This is a genomic window from Amycolatopsis sp. NBC_00345 (assembly GCF_036116635.1).
Taxonomy (GTDB): Bacteria; Actinomycetota; Actinomycetes; order Mycobacteriales; family Pseudonocardiaceae; genus Amycolatopsis.
In genome coordinates this window covers 3055314-3074194 of the sequence record NZ_CP107995.1, presented here as the reverse complement: position 1 = coordinate 3074194, position 18881 = coordinate 3055314, and the positions used below count along the sequence as shown (strand labels likewise).

Genomic DNA, 18881 nt, shown 5'->3' with positions numbered 1-18881 from the left:
CGCCCGGCGCGGTCGCCGTGGTGGTCACAGTTCGTCCGCCAGCCGTTCGAGCAACGGGATCACCTCGATGAGCCTGCGGCGCTCGTCGGCGCTGAACTTCCCGGCCAGCGCCTGGGTGAGCCGCCGGGCGTTGTGGGAGCGCCGGTCGGTCAGGAGCTTCCGGCCGGGCCCGGTGACGGACATGACCACGCGCCGCCCGTCGGCCGCGTCGGGGCTGCGGGTGACCAGGCCGCGGTCGACCAGCCCGGCCAGCGTCACGCCCATGGCCTGCGGCTTGACCCGCTCGAGCTCGGCCAGGCAGCCGGGCGTGGCCGGGCCGTCGCGGTCGAGCCGGGACAGCACCGAGGTTTCCGACAGCGTCGCCTCGCCGACGACGTACCCCTGCCGCATCCGCCGCACCAGCCGGCCGAGCACCACCCGCAGGTCGGTCCCGGCCTGGAGCAGTTCCTTGCTGATCCGGTCCGTCACGATCGTCAACCTAGACTGATAAACCTGGGTTGATCAACCTTCGCGAAACGCCCTGACAGCACTGAAAAGCGCAGTTCGGTCAGGGGGTGTGGTAGCCGAGGTTCAGCACCAGGGAAGCCACCGCAAGGGCCAGGAACACAACCCCGCCGACGAGCTGACGGGAGCCCACCCGCAGGTGGGCACCGAGCGCGCCGAGGAAGTACAGCACGAGCCCGGCGGCGGCGAGGACGCCCAGCAGCGGCACGGCGAGCCCGGCCAGCAACCCCAGCGAACCCGCCGCCAGCGCCGCGCCCAGCAGCGGTACCCACGACCGCGGAACGCCCTTCATGTCGGCCTGCGCCAGCGGGTAGTCGTGCCGGATCAGGTAGAACGTGGCGGCGGTGCCGGTGAAGACCGAGGTGAGCAGGGTGACGGTGAGGTAGGCGGCGAACATGGACTTCCTTTCCACGGGGCTGTCCGCCCAGGGACGAGACAGCCCCGCGGAATGTGACACTTCGCCCGGTTTGCCGGAGTGGGCGCCGGTGTTCCCTTGTCTCAGTGGGCGTGCACCGGCGCCCACTCCGGGAACGGGTCACCGGCCACCGGCTCGTCGGTGAGGCAGCGGCCGAGCGCGGCCAGCAGGGCGTCGCCGTCCAGGTCGACGCCGATGAACACCAGCTCCTGCCGGTGCCCGTCGGCGACGCCGTGGGGCTCGAACCGCGCGACGCTGCCCGCCTGCGACCACAGCCCGAGCGTGCCCGGCCGGGACGCGAGCGTGAAGAACCCCTTCGACCGGAGCACGGTGCCGAACTCACCCGGGCCGGACTCGCCCGGCCCGAGCCGTTCGGTCACGAAGTCCCACAGCCGCCACGGGTCGAACGCGCGCCCGGCGCGGAACACGACGCTGGAGATGCCGTACTCCTCGGTCTCCGGCACGTGGTCGCCGTTCAGCTCGGCGACCCAGCCGGGCGCCTCCTGCGCGCGCTCGGCGTCGTAGCGCCCGGTGCCGAACACGCGGTCCAGCGGGACCCGGCCGAAGCTGGACGTGACCACGTCGGCCGCCGGGTTGAGCCGCCGCAGCGCGGCCACCAGCCGGTCCCGCTCGCCGGGCGGGACGAGGTCGGTCTTGTTCAGCAGCAGCACGTCCGCGAACTCGACCTGGTCCATGAGCAGGTCGCTGACCGTGCGCTCGTCGTCCTCGTACTGGTCGAGGTGGCGCTCGACCAGAGAGTCGCCGCCCGCCAGCTCGCGGCCGAAGTTCACCGCGTCGACGACGGTGACCATGGTGTCCAGCCGGGCGTTCTGCAGCACGGGCGCGCCGTCGTCACCCGTGAAGGAGAATGTGGCCGCCACGGGCATCGGCTCGGAGATCCCGCTCGACTCGATGAGCAGGTGGTCGAACCGCCCGTCCGCGCCCAGCCGGGCCACCTCGTCGAGCAGGTCCTCCCGCAGGGTGCAGCAGATGCAGCCGTTCGTCAGCTCCACGAGCCGCTCCTCGGTGCGGGAGAAGCCGTCGCGCACCAGCGCGGCGTCGATGTTCACCTCGCTCATGTCGTTGACGATCACCGCCACCCGCAGCCCCTCGCGGTTGGCGAGGATGTGGTTGAGCAGGGTGGTCTTCCCGGCGCCGAGGAATCCGGAAAGGACGGTGACGTTCACTGACCCGACCGGTGGAAGTGCTTGATCAGCTTACGCGGCACCAGTTTCCGCTCACCGTCCACAGTGATCGGCACCAGGTCGGGCACGGCCGCCTTCCACTGCGCGCGCCGGGAACGGGTGTTGCTGCGTGACTTCTTGCGCTTCGGGACGGCCATCAGCGGGCGCCGCCCGGCGTGCGCCGCCCGTACCGGCGGTGGAACTTCTCGACCTGGCCCGCGGAGTCCATGATCCGCTGGTTCCCGGTCCAGAACGGGTGCGACCACGAGCTGATGTCGACGGTCACGAGCGGGTAGGTGTGCCCGTCGGACCATTCGACGGTCTGGTCCGAGGTGGCGGTGGACCGCGTCAGGAACGCGTCCCCGGTGGAGGTGTCCTTGAAGACCACGGGGTGGTAGTCGGGGTGGATGCCGGGTTTCACTGGGTTTCGTCCTTTCGGTGGGCGGCCGTCGCGTGCCGGTCCGCTTCGGTGTCGTCGTCTTCGCACGGGTCTTCGTGCCATTCCCCGAAGGGATCGGGGTAGTCCCGCCAGGCCGCCTCGCCCGCGGCCAGCTCCTCGTCGGTCAGCAGCGCCCCGCGCAGTGCGTGCTCGATCTCCCCGGGCGCCGCCTGGTCGGTGACCACCACGAGTTCCTGCGCGCGGTCGCCGTGCACCGGGTCCCAGCGCAGCGACGCGAGTGTGCGGCGTTCGGGGGAGACCTCGGCCCAGTCCGGGCCGCCGGGGGAGGCGAGCCACGGCCCGGCGTGCCCGATCCCGAGGCCGCCGCCCGCCGACTCGATCCAGAACGCCACGTCCGGCTGGCTGGCCACCCATGCCCGGCCGCGGGTCCGGATGACGCCGTCGAGCAGCAGGTCGATCGCGTCGTGCAGGCGCTCCGGGTGGAACGGCCGCTGCGCGGTGAAAGCGAGCAGCTCGATGCCGCAGTCCGGGTGCAGCGGCGGCTGGCCACGCAACAGCGCGCCGTGCATGTCACCGACCTCGCCGCAGCGCGCGTCGGCGGGGACGGCGGCGAACAGCGCGGCGACGTCGGTGCGGCTCAGCTCGACGCGCGGCACCGACGGGGCGACCCGGTCGAGCACCGCCGCCGACTTCGCCGCGCTCCACGCGTCCTCCGCCGCGCCGGCGAGCACCAGCACGTCGGCGAACTCGGCTTGGGCGAGCGCGACCTGCGCGACGGTGCGCTCGTCTTCGGGGCTGCCCTGCAGGGCGCGCTCGGCGAGCAGCTCGTCGCCGGTGGCGTCGGCGAGCCAGGTGGCGCAGTCGACGACGGCGAACACCGCCTCGACCTCGACGTCGTCGCTCACCGGCCGGTCGCCGACGAGCACGTGCTGGATCGCCCAGCTCACCGGCTCGGGCTCCATGGCCTCGTCGAGCCGCACGACGATCCGGTTCACCTCCGGCATCCGGGCGAGCCGGCGCAGCAGCGGCAGCAGGTCTTCGCGCAGGGTGCAGTTGACGCAGCCGTGGGCGAGTTCGAGGGCGGTGAGCTCGTCGCGCGGGCCGAGGCGGATCCGCCTGCGGACGACGCCGGCGCCGATCTGGCGCAGGTCGTGGTGGACCACGGCGACGCCGGGGCGGTCGCGGCGCAGCAGTTCGGCGAGCTCGTCGTTCGGTTCCGGGGCGAGCCCGCTGACGAGGACGAGCGGGACACGCGGGTGTTGGGTCACTGAAGCTCCAGGTGACGGGTCGGGGTACGGTGGCAGCGTAATTGAAAACGAATGTCACTATCAACTCGGGAGGGTCCGTGTCAGCCGTGTGCCAGGTCACCGGCCGCAAGCCGGGCTACGGCAAGCAGGTCTCGCACTCGCACCGCCGGACGTCGCGGCGCTGGGAGCCGAATCTGCAGACCCGCCGCTACTACGTGGCGAGCCTCGGCCGCGTCGTGCGGCTCAAGGTTTCGGCCAAGGGCATGAAGACGATCGACAAGCGCGGCATCGAGTCCGTCGTGGCCGAGCTGAAGGCGAAGGGGGTGAAGCTCTAGATGGCGAAGAGCACCGACATCCGGCCGATCATCAAGCTGCGGTCCACCGCCGGCACCGGATACACGTACGTCACGAAGAAGAACCGCCGCAACGACCCGGACCGGATGGTCCTGCGCAAGTACGACCCCGTGGCGCGCAAGCACGTCGAGTTCAAGGAAGAGCGCTGATGGCGAAGAAGTCGAAGATCGCGAAGAACGAGCAGCGCAAGGTCATCGCCGCGCGTTACGTCGAACGCCGCCGGGCGCTCAAGGCGGTGATCGCCTCGCCCGCGTCGTCGCCGGAGGAGAAGGGGGACGCCGTGGTGGCGTTGCAGAAGATGCCGCGCGACGCGAGCGCCACGCGCGTCCGCAACCGCGACACCGCCGACGGCCGCCCGCGCGGCTACCTCCGCAAGTTCGGCCTTTCGCGCGTGCGCATGCGGCAGATGGCGCACAACGGCGAGCTGCCCGGCATCACGAAGTCCAGCTGGTGAGCCGCGTGCCGAACCGTGAGCGCGTCTTCCGGCGCAAGGCGAACCCGTTGCACGCCAACAAGATCAGGACGGTCGACTGGAAGGACGTCGACCTGCTGCGGAAGTTCGTCTCCGACCGCGGCAAGATCCGCGCCCGTCGCGTCACCGGGCTGACGCCGAAGCAGCAGAAGCAGGTGGCCACGGCCATCAAGAACGCGCGCGAGATGGCGCTGCTGCCGTACCCGTCGTCATCGCGGGGCTGAAGCGGCCTCGGCGAGGCCCTGAAGGCCACCTTGAGGGTCGCTGTGTCCCTCAAGGTGGCCTTCAGGGCATCAAGTTCCTGCCACCAGCCCTCCCGAAACGCCGGGAGGGTCGGCCCCGGCTGTGGGAAACTGGCGGCCATGACCTCAGGCACGCCTTCGGACGAGGAAATCGACCCGCAGCTGCTCGACCTCTGGGCCCGCGTGTTCGGCATGGCGCGCTCGGGCGACACGAAGAGCCTGGTCGCCTACATCGAGGCCGGGATCCCGGCGAACCTGACCAACGACCGCGGCGACACGCTGGTGATGTTGGCCGCTTACCACGGCCACGCCGAGGCCGTCGCGGCCCTGATCGAGCGCGGCGCGGACCCGGGCCGGGTCAACGACCGCGGCCAGAGCCCACTGGCGGGCGCGGTGTTCAAGAACGAGCCGGACGTGGTGAAAGCCCTGATCGACGGGGGTGCCGACCCGAAGGCGGGCACCCCGTCGGCGATCGAGGCGGCCACCATGTTCGGCAACGCCGAGCTGCTGGCCCTGCTCGAGCGCTGACGAGCGCGGCCAGGCAGACTGCCCGGCATGGACGACCCGCACTACCTCTCCGGACTCCAGCTCGCCGGCCGCCGCGTCGTGATGGTCGGCGGCGGCACGGTCGCCCAGCGACGGCTGCCGCGCCTCGTGCGCGCGGGCGCGCGGGTGGAACTGGTGTCACCGCACACGACCCCATCGGTGAGCGGCATGGCGGACGCGGGCGAGATCGTCTGGCACCAGCGCCGGTACGCCGAGGGCGACCTGGCCGACGCCTGGTACGCGCTGGCCTGCACCGACGACCCGGAGGTCAACGCCGCGGTCTGCGCCGAGGCCGAGCGCTCGCGCGTGTTCTGCGTCCGCGCCGACGAGGGCGAGTCCGGCAGCGCCGTGACCCCCGCGTCCGGACGTCACGGCGGGCTGCTGTTCGGCGTGCTGTCGGGCGGTGAGCCGCTGCGCTCGGCGGCGGTGCGCGACAGCGTGCTGGACGGCCTCCACTCGGGCACGGTCGCCGACGGCCGCGCCCCGCGTCGCGACGAGGCCGAGCTGCCGGGCGTCGCGCTGGTCGGCGGCGGGCCGGGCGACCCGGACCTGATCACGGTCCGCGGCCGGCGGCTGCTCTCGCGCGCCGACGTGGTGGTCGTCGACCGCCTCGCGCCGCGGGAGCTGCTGGACGAGCTGGCACCGGAGGTCGAGATCGTCGACGCGGCGAAGATCCCGTACGGCCGCGCGGCGAGCCAGGACGTGATCAACCGGACCCTGATCGAAAAGGCCAAAGCGGGCAAGTTCGTCGTCCGGCTCAAGGGCGGCGACCCGTACGTGTTCGGCCGCGGCTTCGAGGAGGTCCTCGCCTGCGCCGAAGCGGGCGTGCCGGTGACCATGGTCCCGGGCATCACCAGCGCCTTCGCGGTGCCGGCGGTCGCCGACGTCCCGGTCACCCACCGCGGCGTCGCGCACGAGGTCGTGGTCGTCTCGGGCCACGTCGCCCCGGGGGACGAGCGCTCGCTCGTCGACTGGTCCCTGCTCGCGCGGATGCGCGGCACGATCGTGCTGATGATGGGCGTCGAGCGGCTGCCGCAGTTCGCCAAGGCGCTGCTGGAAGGCGGCCGCCCGGCCGAAACCCCGGTCGCCGTCGTCGAGGACGGCACGATGCGCACCCAGCGGGTCCTGCGCTCCACGCTGGCCACCGTGGCGGACGACGCGGCGGCCGCCGGGGTGCGGCCACCGGCGGTGATCGTGGTCGGCCCGGTCGCCGGCCTCGTGAGTGCGGGCTCGTGAGTGTTGTGACCTCGGTATCGGCTGCTCAGATCGCCGCGCCGGCGGGTGCCGGACGGCTCACCGTCAGCAGCAGCGGGACGCCGGCACCTTCGCGGGCGGCCAGGTCGGCGATGAACTCACCGAGCCAGCCGATGGCGTCCAGCGACCATTCGATCAGCGTTCCCCGAAAACTCACGCGATACCGTGGCGGGCCGGACCAGACTCCGTCGGGCAGATGGTGAACGACCGGGTCCTGTCCGCTGTCCACGGTGAGGTGCACCGTCGTCCAGGTCAAACCACGCCGCGGCCCACAATGACGGGGTCGGGGCGCGCCGGGATGTCCAGGCTCTGGGCCGGCAGCAGTACCTGTGCGGCCTGCATCGCAGCGTACCCAGCCGTGCCGTGACGTCGCCGGCGCAGCTCAGGAACGGCCGCACCGGCAGTGACCTGGAACCAGGTGGCCGGCGACGACCCTGGCGCGGCCAGGGGATGTTCCCGGTCGGGGCGGGGCGTCAGCTCACCGTAGATCGCGGCGTACAGGGTTCCCGCCATGCCGCGGGAACCCTGTGCCGGCCCCGGTCCGGCTGTGTCCTTTGCCAACAAATTCCTCGTTACTGCGGTGTCGCACGCTTTCCGCCGCCACGTGCCGTCCGTCACGAGTCCGGGTAGCACTCCTCGGCGAACTCGCTGATCGCGGTGGTCAGGCGCTTCGGGTCGAAGCGCAGCTCCACCGGGCTGCGAGCCTGGACGAACCGCGCGTGCGGCATGTCCACGGCCAGGGTGTCCGCGTCGCCGAACGGGTGGATCGGGTCGCCCTCGTGGCCGATCACCAGGGCGGGCGCGGCGATCTGCCGCCGGACCGACTTCGGCGGCGCGATGCGGCCGAACAGCACGCCGTGCAGCAGTGCGGCCATCGACGCGGGCTCCTGCGAAAGCGTGTCCGTCACGACGTCCACCCACTGGCTGCCGTGCGGGACCAGGTGGGCCGCCAGCGCGACGCCGCGCACCGACACCGGCAGGAAGCGCGCCGCGAACAGCAGCGGGGCGAAGGTCAGCAGCCCGGCGACGATCGCGTTGTCCAGCACCGGCATCTCCACCACCAGCCCCCGCGCGCGTTCGGGCTGCGAGACGGCGATCTCCAGCGCCACGTTCGCGCCCAGTGAAGTCCCGCCGATCACCGCGCGGTCGATCTCCAGGTGGTCCAGCAGCGCCACGGCCTGCTGCGCGAACGCGGGCATCGAGTACCGCCAGGACTCGGCGGGCCGGTCGGAGTCGCCGTGGCCGAGCAGGTCGAGCGTGACGACGCGGAACCCGGACCGGGTCAGCCGCCGGGCCAGCGGCGCGTGCATCCGGCGCGTCAGCATGATCCCGTGCATCAGCACCACGACCCGGTCGCCGGCGCCGAACTCGGTGTAGCAGAGCCGCTGCCCCTCGTGCGTGAACGAGCCGGACAGCTCGATGGGGCGCGTGCGCCGGACCGGCTGGGGCTCGGGAGGCAGGTCGTCGACGGCACTCGCGTGGGCCGGGCTCATGTGGTCACCTTCCTCCGCTGGTGTGGGCCGGGTTCACCCTGTCCAGGAAAGCATCTCCCGGCCGCGTTGGCACAGTGTCAAGCGGATGAGCCAAGATGACCATCATGAGCGCACCCGTGGACAGCCTGCCCGACCTCGTCTCCCTGAAGGTCGCCCTCGACGGCCACGTCGCCGAGGTCACCCTGCTCGGCCCGTCGAAGGGCAACGCCATGGGGCCCGACTTCTGGCGTGAGCTGCCGCTGGTCTTCGCCGCCCTCGACGCCGACCCGCGGGTCCGCGCCGTCGTGCTGACGGGCAGCGGCAAGCACTTCTCCTATGGCCTGGACCTGCCCGCCATGATGGGCGGCTGGGCGCCGCTGCTGGCCGGCGACGCGCTGGCCGGGCCGCGCACCGAGTTCCACACCGAGGTCCGGCGGCTGCAGCAGGCGGTCAGCTCCATCGCCGAGTGCCGCAAGCCGGTCGTCGCCGCGATCTCGGGCTGGTGCATCGGCGGCGGCATCGACGTGGTCACCGCCGCCGACATCCGGCTGGCCAGCGCCGAGGCGAAGTTCAGCGTGCGCGAGGTGAAGGTCGCCATCGTCGCCGACATCGGCAGCCTGCAGCGGCTCGCCCCGATCATCGGCGAGGGCAACGTGCGCGAGCTGGCGCTGACCGGCAAGGACATCGACGCCGCGCGCGCCGAGAAGATCGGTCTGGTGAACGACGTCTACGCGGACCAGGAGACGCTGCTGGCCGAGGCGCGCAAGCTGGCCGCCGAGATCGCCGCGAACCCGCCGCTGGTCGTCCAGGGCACCAAGGAGGTGCTGTCGGCCAACACCGAGCGCCAGGTCGCCGAAGGGCTGCGGTACGTCGCGGCGTGGAACGCCGCCTTCCTGCCCAGCAAGGACCTCGCCGAAGCCGTGCAGGCGTTCATGGAGCGGCGGGCGCCGGAGTTCAAGGGCGAGTAGAAACGGGGGCGACCCGCGAGCACGAGGGAGTACGACGTGAGCAATGGCGCTTCGGAGAGCTATCGGGTGTTCCGCGCGGCGCGGGACTACCTGCAGGCGCACCGCGAGGACTACGACACCGCGGTCCGCGAGTTCGCCTGGCCCGAGCTGACCGGGTTCAACTGGGCGCTCGACTGGTTCGACGTGGTGGCCCGCGACCCGGCGAACGCCGAGCGGTACGCGCTGTGGATCGTCGAAGAGGACGGCACCGAGAACCGGTGGACCTACCCGGAGATGGCCGCCCGCTCGGACCAGGTCGCGAACTGGCTGCGCCGCCTCGGCGTCGCGCGCGGCGACCGGCTGATCCTGATGCTGGGCAACCAGGGCGAGCTGTGGGAGACGATCCTCGCGGCGATCAAGCTGGGCGCGGTGATCATCCCGGCGTCCACCCTGCTCGGCCCGATCGACCTGGTCGACCGCGTCGAGCGCGGCCAGGCCAAGCACGTCGTGGTCCGCGCCGCCGACGCGCCGAAGTTCGCCGGCATCGAGGGCGGCTACACGCGGATCGCGGTCGGCGCGCCGGTGGAGGGCTGGCACTCGTACTCCACCGCGTACGCCGAGCCCGCGGAGTTCACCCCGGACGGCGTCACCGCCGCGGGCGACCCGCTGCTGCTGTACTTCACCTCCGGCACCACGGCGAAGCCGAAGCTGGTGCAGCACACGCAGGTGTCGTACCCGGTCGGCCATCTGTCCACAATGTACTGGATCGGCCTGGAGCCGGGCGACGTCCACCTGAACATCTCCTCGCCCGGCTGGGCGAAACACGCGTGGAGCAACGTGTTCGCGCCGTGGAACGCCGAGGCGACGGTGTTCCTGTACAACTACAACCGGTTCGACGCGCCGGCCCTGATGGCGCAGATGGACCGCTGCGGCGTGACCAGCTTCTGCGCGCCGCCCACGGTCTGGCGGATGCTGATCCAGGCCGACCTGAGCGCGCTGCGGACCCCGCCGGAGAAGGTCGTCGGCGCGGGGGAGCCGCTGAACCCCGAGGTGATCGAGCAGGTCGAGCGGGCCTGGGGCGTCACGATCCGGGACGGCTTCGGCCAGACCGAGAGCAGCGTCCAGATCGCCAACACCCCCGGCCAGGACGTCGTGCCCGGCTCGATGGGCCGCCCGCTGCCCGGGTTCGTGGTCGCGCTGGTCGACCCGGTGACCGGCGAGCGCGCGGCCGAGGGCGAGATCTGCCTGGACCTGGCGCACCGCCCGGTCGGGCTGATGGTGGGCTACACCGGCGACGACGAGCGGACGTCGGCGGCGTTCGCCGGCGGCTACTACCACACCGGTGACGTCGGCTCGGTCGACGAACGCGGTTACATCACCTACGTCGGCCGCACCGACGACGTGTTCAAGGCCTCGGACTACCGGATCTCGCCGTTCGAACTGGAGAGCGTGCTGCTGGAGCACGAGGCCGTCGCCGAGGCCGCCGTGGTGCCGGCCCCGGACCCGATCCGCCTCGCCGTGCCCAAGGCCTACGTCGTGCTCGCCGCCGGCCACGAGCCGACGGCGGACACCGCGAAGGCGGTGCTGGCGTACGCGCGCGAGCACCTGGCGCCGTACAAGCGGATCCGCCGGCTGGAGTTCGCGGAGCTGCCGAAGACGATCTCCGGCAAGATCCGCCGCGTCGAGCTGCGTGGCCGCGAGCACGCCGACGTCCGGCCCGAGGGCGAGTTCCGCGAGGAGGACTTCCCGGACCTGAAGTCCTGACCGGCCGCCGGGCCTATTCCGACGGGACCACGGCGGCGAACACGGTCTGCTCGCCCTTGCCGCAGGTGGTGCCGCCCTGGGCGGCGGGCGGGCCGGAGGTGCACAGCCAGCCCTCGACGGTGTCGTTCACCGCGTCGTTCGACCCCGAGCCCTGACGGCCGGCGATCTTCGCGTGGAACTCCTTGACCAGCCGCATCGCCTCGGCGCACGGCACGCCGCCGGCCTGGCTGTCGAACACGTTGAGGGTGAGGCCGCTGGCGGCGGTCACCGTGCCGCAGGCGCCGGGGGCCTTGGCCGCGGCCGAGGCGGGCGGCTTCTTCGGCGCGCTCGAGGACGGCTTCGCGGTGTCCGGCAGCGGCGGGGGAGCGGCGGTCGTCGACGGGGCCGCGGACGACGTCGTCGCGGGCGCGGGCACGGACGGTGGCGGGGCCTGCGGCGAGGGATCGCCCGAACAGGCGGCCAGCGCCGGCAGGACGAGCCACGCCGCGAGCAGCGGCCGCCACACGGGCTGCGACTGGGGCACCGGCGGTCCTTTCGGCCAAGGGGGTCGTGCGGGCCATTCTGACCCCCGCGAGTACGCGCGACGCGCACCGACACCCGGCGCGGCGGGTGCGAAGATACCGCCGACCGAGTGGTCTCGCTGAACCGGTCCCGCCGAAAATATGTCCATTGTGGACGGTTAATCTCGCGTTCACACAGTGAAACATCGGGCTGTCATCCCGAATCGATCGGACGAATCAGGGCCGGCGCGGTTAACACCCGCCCCCTGGTTGCCGAAGAACAAGGTGGACGCCCGAAGCGTTCTTCGTCCCCGAAACCCACCGTCCGAACCCTGAGAGCGATGACTACCTCAGCAGCCAGCGAGCCCAGCACCCCGCCGCCAGCCACCCCGACCACCCCGCCGACCGTCCCGTGCAGCGTCGTGTGGTGCGACGGGCGCCCCTACGTCCTCGAAGGCCGCCCGGGCCGCGCCCGCTGGGTCGGCACCGACTACCGCGGCCGCCCCGAGGCGCTCAGCAGCGCCGAGGTCCAGCGCCGCGGCTGGACCCACAGCCGCCGCCGGGCCTGCTGAGGCCCCCGAACCCCGCGGCCGGGACGCGGCGCCTTCGAGGCCCGCGCCCGGCCGCGTGACCATCGCTTCCGTGAAAGCCGCGCCGCCGCCATCCCGGTGCGCGTGCCCGCCGTCCCGAAAAGCCCAGGCCCCGGCGACGCGCCCGGTCGCGTGACCATCGGTTCCCCCGGCCGGACGCCCCTCTAGGCTGGGCGGGTGACGACGGTCCCCGAGCCCAAGACGGAGCCTTCCCTGCTGCGGCAGGCGTTCAACGTCCCCAACATGCTGTCCCTGCTGCGGCTGGCCGGCGTGCCCGTGTTCCTGTGGCTGCTGCTCGGCCCGAAGGAGGACGGCTGGGCGCTGGCGGTGCTCGTCTTCTCCGCGCTGACCGACTGGCTCGACGGCAAGCTCGCCCGCTGGCTCGACCAGATGTCGCGCCTCGGGCAGCTGCTCGACCCGGCCGCGGACCGGCTGTACATCCTCGCCACGCTGGTCGCGTTCCTGCTGCGCGGGATCATCCCGTGGTGGGTGGTGGTGCCGCTGGTGCTGCGCGAGCTGGTCCTCGCCGTCTGCGTGCTGGTGCTGCGCCGCCGCGGCTTCGCCCCGCCCGAGGTCACCTACATCGGCAAGGGCGCGACCTTCGTGCTGATGTACGCCTTCCCGTTCCTGCTGCTCACCCAGGGCGGCTCGGACCTGGCCGCGGTCGCCCGGCCGATCGCGTACGCGTTCACGATCTGGGGCGGGGTGCTCTACCTCTGGTCCGGGGTGCTGTACGTCGTGCAGGTCGTGCGCGCGCTGCGTGCCCGGTGATGGAAGACTGAGCGCGGCAAACGGCATCAGGAAGGGGAGCGGTCTTGTCCACTCCGGAAGAACTCCGCTACACCGAGGAACACGAGTGGGTCGCCACGCGCGAGGGCTCAGTGGTCCGGGTGGGTATCACCGAGTACGCGCAGGACCAGCTCGGCGACGTCGTGTTCGTGGACCTGCCCGAGGTGGGCAGGCAGGTGGGCGCGGGCGACGGCTTCGGCGAGGTGGAGTCGACCAAGAGCGTCTCCGAGCTGTTCGCGCCCGTCGACGGCGAGATCGTCGCGGTGAACGGCGCGGTCGCGGAGTCGCCCGAGCTGATCAACTCCGACCCGTACGGCGAGGGCTGGCTCGTGGAGATCCGGCTCGACGACCCGGCGGGCCTCGACGCCCTGCTCGAAGCCGAGGCCTACCAGGCGCTCATCGCCGGCTGAGGCGGGTTCGGCCTGGCCCGGGGCGCCGGATCGCGGAAGAGGGAGCCCCGGGGTCCGGAACCGATCAGGCACGGTACGTTGGCAGCCACACGTTCTTGGTCAATGGTTTTATCTTGTGTAGAGGAGAGCTCAGGTGAGCACGAACGACGGGCCCGGCGTTCCCCCGGAGCAGTCTCCGGAGCGGACCTCTGTCTTCCGGGCCGACTTCCTGGCCGACGTCGAAGGCCACGAGTCCGCCCCGGCTGCCGAGGCACCGGTCCAGGGCGTCGACGCCCTGCCGCCGGGTTCCGCGCTTCTGGTGGTGAAGCGCGGCCCCAACGCGGGTTCGCGGTTCCTGCTCGACCGGGACACGACCAGTGCCGGGCGGCACCCGGACAGCGACATCTTCCTCGACGACGTCACCGTCTCCCGCCGCCACGCCGAGTTCCGGCGTGAGGGCGGCGAGTTCGTGGTGATCGACGTCGGCAGCCTGAACGGCACCTACGTCAACCGGGAGCCGGTCGACCAGGCCGTGCTGGCCGGTGGCGACGAGGTGCAGATCGGGAAGTTCCGCCTGGTCTTCCTGACCGGCCCGGGGCACGGGGGCCAGGGGGCGCAGTGACGGCGGCCGGGCAGCCCGGTCGTTCGGAGGCCCGGCGCGACGGGTTGAGCATCGGGGCGGTGCTGGCGCAGCTGCGCGGCGACTTCCCCGATGTCACCATCTCCAAGATCCGGTTCCTCGAAGCGGAAGGCCTGGTCCAGCCGGGTCGGACCGCTTCGGGGTACCGGCAGTTCGCCGTGGCGGACGTGGAGCGCCTCCGATTCGTGCTGTCCGCGCAGCGGGACCACTACCTCCCGCTCAAGGTCATCAAGGAACAGCTGGACGCGGCGGACTCCGGGATGGAGCCCGCCGCGCCCGCGCCGCGGCTGCCGCGGAAGCTGGTCCCGCTCGACGCGCCGGCGGAGCCCGGCGGCCTCCCGGGGCCGGCGGACTTCGAGACCGACCGCGAGGTCCGGCTGACCCAGGAGGAGCTGCTGGCGCAAGCCGGCATCGACGCCGCGATGCTGGCCGAGCTGCAGCAGTACGGACTCGTGCGGCCCGGCGCGGCCGGCTTCTTCGATCCCGACGCGGTGCACGTCGCGCGCACCGTGAAGGCGATGACCGAATTCGGTATCGAGCCGAGACATCTGCGTGCCTTCCGCGCCTCGGCCGACCGTGAAGTCGGTTTGCTGGAACAGATTGTGACGCCCGTGTATCGCCACCGTGACGCGGATGCCAAAGCCCGGGCCGACGAAGTCGTCCGGGAGCTGGCGGCGCTGTCCGTGACGCTGCACACGCTCCTCGTCAAAGCCGGGATCCGGGGCGTCACCGGGGGTTGAACCGGCTGTTATGCCGTGAAACCCTTTTCCTGTCGAATGTCAATGACTGAATGTTCGCGTCCGTATGCCGTACCGTGAGGGGAACGGTTTGCGGCGCCGCGAACTGTGAAAGTCCGCCACTAGCGAGCACAGCGCCCGGATGACGGGTAGCGTCGGAACCATCGGCGCTAGTACGTCGCAAGCGCTGCAGCCCGTGTGCACGAGAGGGAGGCGAAGCCCGATGAGCGAGATGCGCGTCGTCGGCGTGCGGGTGGAGCTGCCCGCGAATCAGCCGATCTTGTTGCTGCGGGAGACCGAGGGCGAGCGGTACCTGCCGATCTGGATCGGCTCGGTCGAAGCCACCGCCATCGCCTTGGAGCAGCAGGGAGTCCGCCCGGCCCGGCCACTGACCCACGACCTCCTCAAAGAGGTCATCGGGGCGCTCGGCCGCGAGCTGGAGCAGGTCGTGATCACCGACCTGAAGGAAGGCACCTTCTTCGCCGAGCTCGTCTTCGACGGCGACATCCGGGTCTCCGCCCGCCCGAGCGACTCGGTCGCGCTGGCGCTGCGGATCGGCGTGCCCATCCACGCCGTGGACGCGGTGCTGGAAGAGGCCGGCCTGATCATCCCGGACGAGCAGGAGGACGAGGTCGAGAAGTTCCGCGAGTTCCTCGACTCCGTCTCACCCGAAGACTTCCGCGGCGCCGACACCTGAGCCGTGCGGGCGAACGCGGCCGGAGCACGGACGCGTTCGCCACCTGACTCCCGGCGTGCTTTCCCGTCGGCGTCAGCTCTGATCCCCAAGGATCCCTGAAGGCCACCATGAGGGTCGGATATGCCCTCATGGTGGCCTTCAGGGACTTCGGCGGGATCAGCTCTTTCCGGTCGGCGCGGTCGCGCGCTCGAACAGGTCCGCGAGTTCCCGGCCGTAGCGATCGAGGTCGGTCGACGGGTCCGCCGCGTACGCCGCCGCCACGCCGTCGATGGCCTGGGCGATGGACATCGCCATCACCTCCGGCGCGAACTCGCCGAACGCCCCCTCCGCCTGGCCCTGCTTGAGCTGCCGGTGCACGGCGCCGACGCGCAGCTCCGTGACCAGCACCGGGGTCATCGCCCAGCCGTCCGCGTCCTCGGCGTTGGCGCCGAACTCGACCAGCACCCGGACGCATTCGGGGTAGTCGCGCAGGAACGCCACCGACGTCTCGATGTGCGCGCGCAGGTTGCCCGGCCGGTCGCCGGGGTCGACCCCGGCGCTGCGCTGCCGCAGGAACATCGCCTTGGTCTCGGAGACCGTGCTCAGCACGGCCTGCATCAGGCCCGCCTTGTTCGTGAAGTGGTAGGAGATCATCCGCGTGCTGCTCAGGCCCGCGCGCTCCTTGATCTTCGAGAACGTGGTCCGGGTGTACCCGTGGCCGGCGATCGTCGCGATGGTGGCGCTGATGATCTGCGCCCGGGTCGTCGCCTCCGTGACGCTCAGCCCGAGTTCGGCTTGCGTGTCGAAGTTTACTCGCATGAGTAAAAAGTAACACGGCTGAGTAAAAATGGGCAAATCCGTACGGCGAACGGACCAAAGGCTCAAGACGGGCTTGAGGTGCGCCGCGCGTCGCGTTGACCGCCCCGCGGTGCGGGCTTACCGTCGAAGGCGGTAAATCGCCGCGATGTGATTCGCTGACTGGGGCGCGATCGTGGTGGTTCTCCCCGGCCGATCCCGCTCCTGGGCTCGACCGGCTGTCATTCGCCGGCCGCCAGGTCGGGCGAGGGGAGGCTTGCGTGGTCGAGGCTGGTAGTCCGGAGAGGCCGCCTGTTCGTGCCGCCGACGGCGAGCAGGGCGAGCTGTTCCCCGACGCCTCGTTGCCGGACGAGCTGGTCGGCTACCGCGGCCCCGCCGCGTGCCAGATCGCGGGGATCACCTACCGGCAGCTCGATTACTGGGCCCGGACGAAACTGGTGGCCCCGAGCATCCGGACCGCGCACGGCTCGGGCTCGCAGCGGCTGTACTCGTTCAAGGACATCCTGGTGCTCAAGGTGGTCAAGCGGCTGCTGGACACCGGGGTCTCGCTGCAGAACATCCGCGTCGCGGTGGAGCACCTGCGGCTGCGGGGCGTGCGTGACCTCGCGCGCGTGACCCTGTTCTCCGACGGCACCACGGTGTACGAGTGCACCTCGCCGGAGGAGATCGTCGATCTGCTCCAAGGCGGGCAGGGCGTGTTCGGCATCGCGGTCAGCGGCGCCATGCAGGAGATCAGCGGCACGATCCACGAGTTCCAGGCCGAGCGCGCCGACGGCGGGATCGTCGAGTCGGTCGAGCCGGACGAGCTCACCCAGCGCCGCAACGCCCGCCGCACCGGGTGATCACCGGCCGCGGGCCGGGGGTAAAGTAGCAAGCGCGGTCGACGAACCCGCGCGGGAGAGACCGAGCCGGCATCCACGAGCTCGGCGCCGAAGGAGCAAGTCCTCCCCGGAACCTCTCAGGCACCCCGGACCGCGCGGACTAGACGCCTCTGGAAAGCGGATCGGCAGGTAACCACCCGCCGCTCCCGCCGACGGTGCAAACCCGGCTCACCACGCGGGTGAAACTCTCAGGCGCCCCTCGGGGTACGGACAGAGTGGGGAGGCCCCCGGCTCGAGCACCTCGGCTCGCCGGGTTTTCTTGTGGCACGCGGGATTCCGCGCGGCTGATCCTGATGACCACGCGGCGGCGCGGGGTGGTCCGGCCCCTTTGGCTGGCGCCGGTCTGGACCATACGGTCGTCTCAGGTCTGGACCACCCGGCCTCTCGTTCTCACCGGTCTGGGCCACCCGGCTGCTCGTTCCCGCAGGTCTGGACCATGTGGCCCCCGCTCCCCTCTGATCTCGGACGCCGTGAGGTGGTGGACCCGGCGGGAACGCGGGCCCACCACCCGGAGGCGATCCGGCGTCAGCCCGGGATCTTGTCCAGGAACCCGTGCACCTTGGTGATCCGGCCGCCGTCCAGCTCCACCACGTCGAACCCGATCGCGATCGGTTCCGTCACGCCCGGGGCGCTGAGGTACCACTGGAACCGCGCCAGGTCGTGGTGGGCGTCCGGGGCCGCGGGCAGGCTGAAGGACAGGCCCGCGAACTGCGCCTGCGCGCCGGCGATGAAGCCGTCGATCCCGTCGTGGCCGCTGACCGCGCCCAGCGGGTCGGTGTAGGTCGCCTCGGGGGTGAACAGCTCGGCGATGAGGGCCAGCCGGCGCTCGGCGCCGGTCTCGTTCCAGACGGCGATGTACTGCTCGACCGTGTTGTGCACATCGGACACTGTGCTGCTCCTGTTCCTCCTGGGGGACAACGGGTTCGCTGTCCTCGTTGCCGCCAAGACTGCCGGGGCCGCGGCACGGCGTCGATTACGCCGGAGGTAACGCCACCGCCCACCGCCGGGCCGAGCCTCGGCAGCGGGCCATTACCCGAAAGGTAATGGCACCGGTTCCCCGTGGGCCGTAGCGTCCTCGGGGTGACGACTTCGGTGAAGGCCCCCGCGCGGCGCAGCGCGGTCGGCGTGCTGCTGCGCGAATGGCGCGACCGGCGGCGGATCAGCCAGCTCGACCTGGCGATCTCCGCGGACATCTCGACCCGGCACCTGAGCTTCGTGGAGACGGGCCGCTCCCGGCCGAGCCGCGAGATGGTGCTGCGCCTCGGCGAGCACCTCGACGTGCCGCTGCGGGAGCGCAACCAGCTCCTGCTCGCCGCCGGGTACGCGCCGGCGTACGGCGAAAGCGAACTCGCCGCGCCGGAGCTGAAGGCCGTGCGGGACGCGGTGCGCCTGCTGCTCACCGGGCACGAACCGTACCCGGCCGCCGTCGTCGACCGGGCCTGGAACCTGGTCGACGCCAACGCAAGCCTGCAGTTGCTCGTCGACGGCGTCGCGCCGGAGCTGCTCGCGCCACCGTCGAACGTCCTGCGCGTCACCCTGCACCCGGACGGCATGGCGCCGAACGTGCTGAACCTGGGGGAGTGGCGCGCCCACCTGCTCGGCCGCCTCCGCCGCCAGGTCGAGGCGACCGCCGACGCCGGGCTCGCCGAGCTGCTGGCCGAGCTGCGCGGCTACCCGTGCGACCAGCCGGTGCCGGAGGTCGAGCTGCCCGGCCCCGGCGACATCTTCGTCCCGCTGCGCTACCTCCACCAGGGCACGGAGCTGACGTTCTTCAGCACGGTGGCGACGTTCGGCACCCCGCTCGACGTGACCGTGGCCGAGCTGGTGATCGAGTCGTTCTACCCGGCGGACCCGGCCACGGCGGCGTACCTGCACGAGCACGCGGTGGGCTGAGGCCCAGCCCGTGACAGCCCGTAACCGAGCCTGAATGCGGCGGAGAGGGGCTGCTGCGCTATCGCGAGCCGCAGGGAAGGCCATCCGTCCGCACCGAGGCCGGCGCACCGTCGCCGCGCTCGAGCATGGCGACGGTGCGATGGTGGGCCCGGGCGCGGGGTGGCAGGAT

General features: G+C 71.7%; 28 protein-coding genes and 1 riboswitch. Of the genes, 16 read left to right on the top strand and 12 right to left on the bottom strand.

Translation table 11 applies throughout. The features are described 5' to 3' along the window. Positions 1–24: 24 nt before the first annotated feature. From OG943_RS13815 to mrf, 6 genes are all read right to left on the bottom strand, one after another. Positions 25–468 carry a MarR family winged helix-turn-helix transcriptional regulator gene (locus tag OG943_RS13815; RefSeq protein ID WP_328610150.1) on the bottom strand — a complete coding sequence of 148 codons (444 nt, stop codon included), beginning with the start codon at positions 466–468 and terminating at the stop codon, positions 25–27. Positions 469–547: 79 nt separating this feature from the next. Continuing rightward, a complete protein-coding gene (locus OG943_RS13810) occupies positions 548–916 on the bottom strand; it encodes a DoxX family protein (protein ID WP_328610149.1) in 369 nt (122 codons plus the stop codon). 86 nt (positions 917–1002) lie between these two features. Further along, positions 1003–2106, bottom strand: a complete 1104-nt coding sequence (locus tag OG943_RS13805; RefSeq protein WP_328610148.1) for a GTP-binding protein — start codon at positions 2104–2106, stop codon at positions 1003–1005. Then, complete coding sequence (gene rpmF, locus OG943_RS13800) at positions 2103–2261, bottom strand: 50S ribosomal protein L32 (RefSeq protein ID WP_328610147.1); 159 nt, start codon at positions 2259–2261, stop codon at positions 2103–2105. The genes OG943_RS13805 and rpmF overlap by 4 nt, the downstream gene beginning before the upstream one ends. After that, positions 2261–2524 carry a type B 50S ribosomal protein L31 gene (locus tag OG943_RS13795; protein ID WP_328610146.1) on the bottom strand — a complete coding sequence of 88 codons (264 nt, stop codon included), beginning with the start codon at positions 2522–2524 and terminating at the stop codon, positions 2261–2263. Before OG943_RS13795 ends, rpmF begins: the two co-directional genes overlap by 1 nt. Next, the gene (gene mrf / locus OG943_RS13790; protein WP_328610145.1) at positions 2521–3771 is read right to left on the bottom strand and encodes a ribosome hibernation factor-recruiting GTPase MRF; all 1251 of its coding nucleotides are present in this window, start codon (positions 3769–3771) and stop codon (positions 2521–2523) included. The genes OG943_RS13795 and mrf overlap by 4 nt, the downstream gene beginning before the upstream one ends. Before the next feature lie 77 nt (positions 3772–3848). Here mrf and rpmB point away from each other — a divergent pair, with 77 nt between their 5' ends. From rpmB to cobA, 6 genes are all read left to right on the top strand, one after another. Further along, entirely contained in the window at positions 3849–4085 is a 237-nt protein-coding gene (rpmB, locus tag OG943_RS13785; RefSeq protein ID WP_328610144.1) for a 50S ribosomal protein L28, read from the top strand. Then, positions 4086–4253 (top strand): 50S ribosomal protein L33, encoded by a 168-nt coding sequence (rpmG, locus tag OG943_RS13780; protein ID WP_005149953.1) that lies wholly within the window; start codon positions 4086–4088, stop codon positions 4251–4253. Then, positions 4253–4558, top strand: coding sequence for a 30S ribosomal protein S14 (gene rpsN / locus OG943_RS13775; protein WP_328610143.1), 306 nt, complete (start codon positions 4253–4255; stop codon positions 4556–4558). Before rpmG ends, rpsN begins: the two co-directional genes overlap by 1 nt. Next, on the top strand, positions 4555–4800 hold the full coding sequence (gene rpsR / locus OG943_RS13770) for a 30S ribosomal protein S18 (RefSeq protein ID WP_328610142.1): 246 nt from the start codon (positions 4555–4557) through the stop codon (positions 4798–4800). The genes rpsN and rpsR overlap by 4 nt, the downstream gene beginning before the upstream one ends. Before the next feature lie 138 nt (positions 4801–4938). Then, a complete protein-coding gene (locus tag OG943_RS13765; RefSeq protein WP_328610141.1) occupies positions 4939–5346 on the top strand; it encodes an ankyrin repeat domain-containing protein in 408 nt (135 codons plus the stop codon). Positions 5347–5373: 27 nt separating this feature from the next. Continuing rightward, positions 5374–6600 (top strand): uroporphyrinogen-III C-methyltransferase, encoded by a 1227-nt coding sequence (cobA, locus tag OG943_RS13760; RefSeq protein ID WP_328610140.1) that lies wholly within the window; start codon positions 5374–5376, stop codon positions 6598–6600. Between the two features lie 25 nt (positions 6601–6625). Here cobA and OG943_RS13755 read toward each other — a convergent pair whose 3' ends face one another. The 3 genes from OG943_RS13755 to OG943_RS13745 form a co-directional block, all read right to left on the bottom strand. Further along, positions 6626–6859 carry a hypothetical protein gene (locus tag OG943_RS13755; protein ID WP_328610139.1) on the bottom strand — a complete coding sequence of 78 codons (234 nt, stop codon included), beginning with the start codon at positions 6857–6859 and terminating at the stop codon, positions 6626–6628. A gap of 11 nt (positions 6860–6870) precedes the next feature. Further along, complete coding sequence (locus tag OG943_RS13750; RefSeq protein WP_328610138.1) at positions 6871–7131, bottom strand: hypothetical protein; 261 nt, start codon at positions 7129–7131, stop codon at positions 6871–6873. Positions 7132–7232: 101 nt separating this feature from the next. Continuing rightward, complete coding sequence (locus tag OG943_RS13745) at positions 7233–8111, bottom strand: alpha/beta fold hydrolase (protein ID WP_328610137.1); 879 nt, start codon at positions 8109–8111, stop codon at positions 7233–7235. A 104-nt stretch (positions 8112–8215) separates the two neighbouring features. On the opposite strand from OG943_RS13745, the gene OG943_RS13740 reads away from it, so the two are divergent. Together OG943_RS13740 and OG943_RS13735 are read left to right on the top strand one after the other, a co-directional pair. Continuing rightward, complete coding sequence (locus OG943_RS13740) at positions 8216–9058, top strand: crotonase/enoyl-CoA hydratase family protein (protein WP_328610136.1); 843 nt, start codon at positions 8216–8218, stop codon at positions 9056–9058. A gap of 36 nt (positions 9059–9094) precedes the next feature. Next, the gene (locus OG943_RS13735; protein ID WP_328610135.1) at positions 9095–10801 is read left to right on the top strand and encodes an AMP-binding protein; all 1707 of its coding nucleotides are present in this window, start codon (positions 9095–9097) and stop codon (positions 10799–10801) included. A 13-nt stretch (positions 10802–10814) separates the two neighbouring features. Here the strand turns inward: OG943_RS13735 and OG943_RS13730 are convergent, their stop codons facing one another. Further along, the gene (locus tag OG943_RS13730; RefSeq protein WP_328610134.1) at positions 10815–11324 is read right to left on the bottom strand and encodes a hypothetical protein; all 510 of its coding nucleotides are present in this window, start codon (positions 11322–11324) and stop codon (positions 10815–10817) included. Positions 11325–11642: 318 nt separating this feature from the next. Here OG943_RS13730 and OG943_RS13725 point away from each other — a divergent pair, with 318 nt between their 5' ends. The 6 genes from OG943_RS13725 to OG943_RS13700 all read left to right on the top strand — a co-directional run bounded on the left by OG943_RS13725 (position 11643) and on the right by OG943_RS13700 (position 15143). Then, positions 11643–11873 (top strand): hypothetical protein, encoded by a 231-nt coding sequence (locus OG943_RS13725; RefSeq protein ID WP_328610133.1) that lies wholly within the window; start codon positions 11643–11645, stop codon positions 11871–11873. Positions 11874–12068: 195 nt separating this feature from the next. Further along, the gene (locus tag OG943_RS13720; protein ID WP_328610132.1) at positions 12069–12662 is read left to right on the top strand and encodes a CDP-alcohol phosphatidyltransferase family protein; all 594 of its coding nucleotides are present in this window, start codon (positions 12069–12071) and stop codon (positions 12660–12662) included. A 44-nt stretch (positions 12663–12706) separates the two neighbouring features. Further along, positions 12707–13090 carry a glycine cleavage system protein GcvH gene (gene gcvH, locus OG943_RS13715; protein WP_328610131.1) on the top strand — a complete coding sequence of 128 codons (384 nt, stop codon included), beginning with the start codon at positions 12707–12709 and terminating at the stop codon, positions 13088–13090. A gap of 133 nt (positions 13091–13223) precedes the next feature. Beyond that, a complete protein-coding gene (gene garA, locus OG943_RS13710) occupies positions 13224–13691 on the top strand; it encodes a glycogen accumulation regulator GarA (protein WP_091613262.1) in 468 nt (155 codons plus the stop codon). After that, positions 13688–14449, top strand: a complete 762-nt coding sequence (gene ftsR, locus OG943_RS13705) for a transcriptional regulator FtsR (protein WP_328610130.1) — start codon at positions 13688–13690, stop codon at positions 14447–14449. Before garA ends, ftsR begins: the two co-directional genes overlap by 4 nt. Positions 14450–14669: 220 nt before the next feature. Next, entirely contained in the window at positions 14670–15143 is a 474-nt protein-coding gene (locus OG943_RS13700; protein ID WP_009078856.1) for a bifunctional nuclease family protein, read from the top strand. Positions 15144–15299: 156 nt separating this feature from the next. On the opposite strand, the gene OG943_RS13695 is transcribed toward OG943_RS13700, so the two are convergent. Beyond that, positions 15300–15941: a TetR/AcrR family transcriptional regulator gene (locus OG943_RS13695; RefSeq protein ID WP_328610129.1), complete on the bottom strand. Its 642-nt coding sequence runs from the start codon at positions 15939–15941 to the stop codon at positions 15300–15302. A 257-nt stretch (positions 15942–16198) separates the two neighbouring features. Between OG943_RS13695 and OG943_RS13690 the strand changes: the two genes are divergently transcribed. Next, the gene (locus OG943_RS13690; protein WP_328610128.1) at positions 16199–16780 is read left to right on the top strand and encodes a MerR family transcriptional regulator; all 582 of its coding nucleotides are present in this window, start codon (positions 16199–16201) and stop codon (positions 16778–16780) included. Between the two features lie 42 nt (positions 16781–16822). Further along, positions 16823–16923: riboswitch (glycine riboswitch) on the top strand. A 421-nt stretch (positions 16924–17344) separates the two neighbouring features. Here OG943_RS13690 and OG943_RS13685 read toward each other — a convergent pair. After that, on the bottom strand, positions 17345–17707 hold the full coding sequence (locus OG943_RS13685) for a nuclear transport factor 2 family protein (protein WP_328610127.1): 363 nt from the start codon (positions 17705–17707) through the stop codon (positions 17345–17347). 192 nt (positions 17708–17899) lie between these two features. Here OG943_RS13685 and OG943_RS13680 point away from each other — a divergent pair, with 192 nt between their 5' ends. Further along, positions 17900–18712, top strand: a complete 813-nt coding sequence (locus tag OG943_RS13680) for a helix-turn-helix domain-containing protein (protein ID WP_328610126.1) — start codon at positions 17900–17902, stop codon at positions 18710–18712. The last annotated feature ends 169 nt before the right edge of the window (positions 18713–18881 follow it).

Coding starts and splice junctions, on each gene's coding strand:
- rpsN (WP_328610143.1), top strand. CDS start 4,253: ATGGCGAAGAAGTCGAAGATCGCGAAGAACGAGCAGCGCAAGGTCATC.
- rpmG (WP_005149953.1), top strand. CDS start 4,086: ATGGCGAAGAGCACCGACATCCGGCCGATCATCAAGCTGCGGTCCACC.
- OG943_RS13765 (WP_328610141.1), top strand. CDS start 4,939: ATGACCTCAGGCACGCCTTCGGACGAGGAAATCGACCCGCAGCTGCTC.
- OG943_RS13740 (WP_328610136.1), top strand. CDS start 8,216: ATGAGCGCACCCGTGGACAGCCTGCCCGACCTCGTCTCCCTGAAGGTC.
- OG943_RS13700 (WP_009078856.1), top strand. CDS start 14,670: ATGAGCGAGATGCGCGTCGTCGGCGTGCGGGTGGAGCTGCCCGCGAAT.
- cobA (WP_328610140.1), top strand. CDS start 5,374: ATGGACGACCCGCACTACCTCTCCGGACTCCAGCTCGCCGGCCGCCGC.
- OG943_RS13725 (WP_328610133.1), top strand. CDS start 11,643: ATGACTACCTCAGCAGCCAGCGAGCCCAGCACCCCGCCGCCAGCCACC.
- OG943_RS13745 (WP_328610137.1), bottom strand. CDS start 8,111: ATGAGCCCGGCCCACGCGAGTGCCGTCGACGACCTGCCTCCCGAGCCC.
- OG943_RS13750 (WP_328610138.1), bottom strand. CDS start 7,131: ATGGCGGGAACCCTGTACGCCGCGATCTACGGTGAGCTGACGCCCCGC.
- OG943_RS13695 (WP_328610129.1), bottom strand. CDS start 15,941: ATGCGAGTAAACTTCGACACGCAAGCCGAACTCGGGCTGAGCGTCACG.
- rpmF (WP_328610147.1), bottom strand. CDS start 2,261: ATGGCCGTCCCGAAGCGCAAGAAGTCACGCAGCAACACCCGTTCCCGG.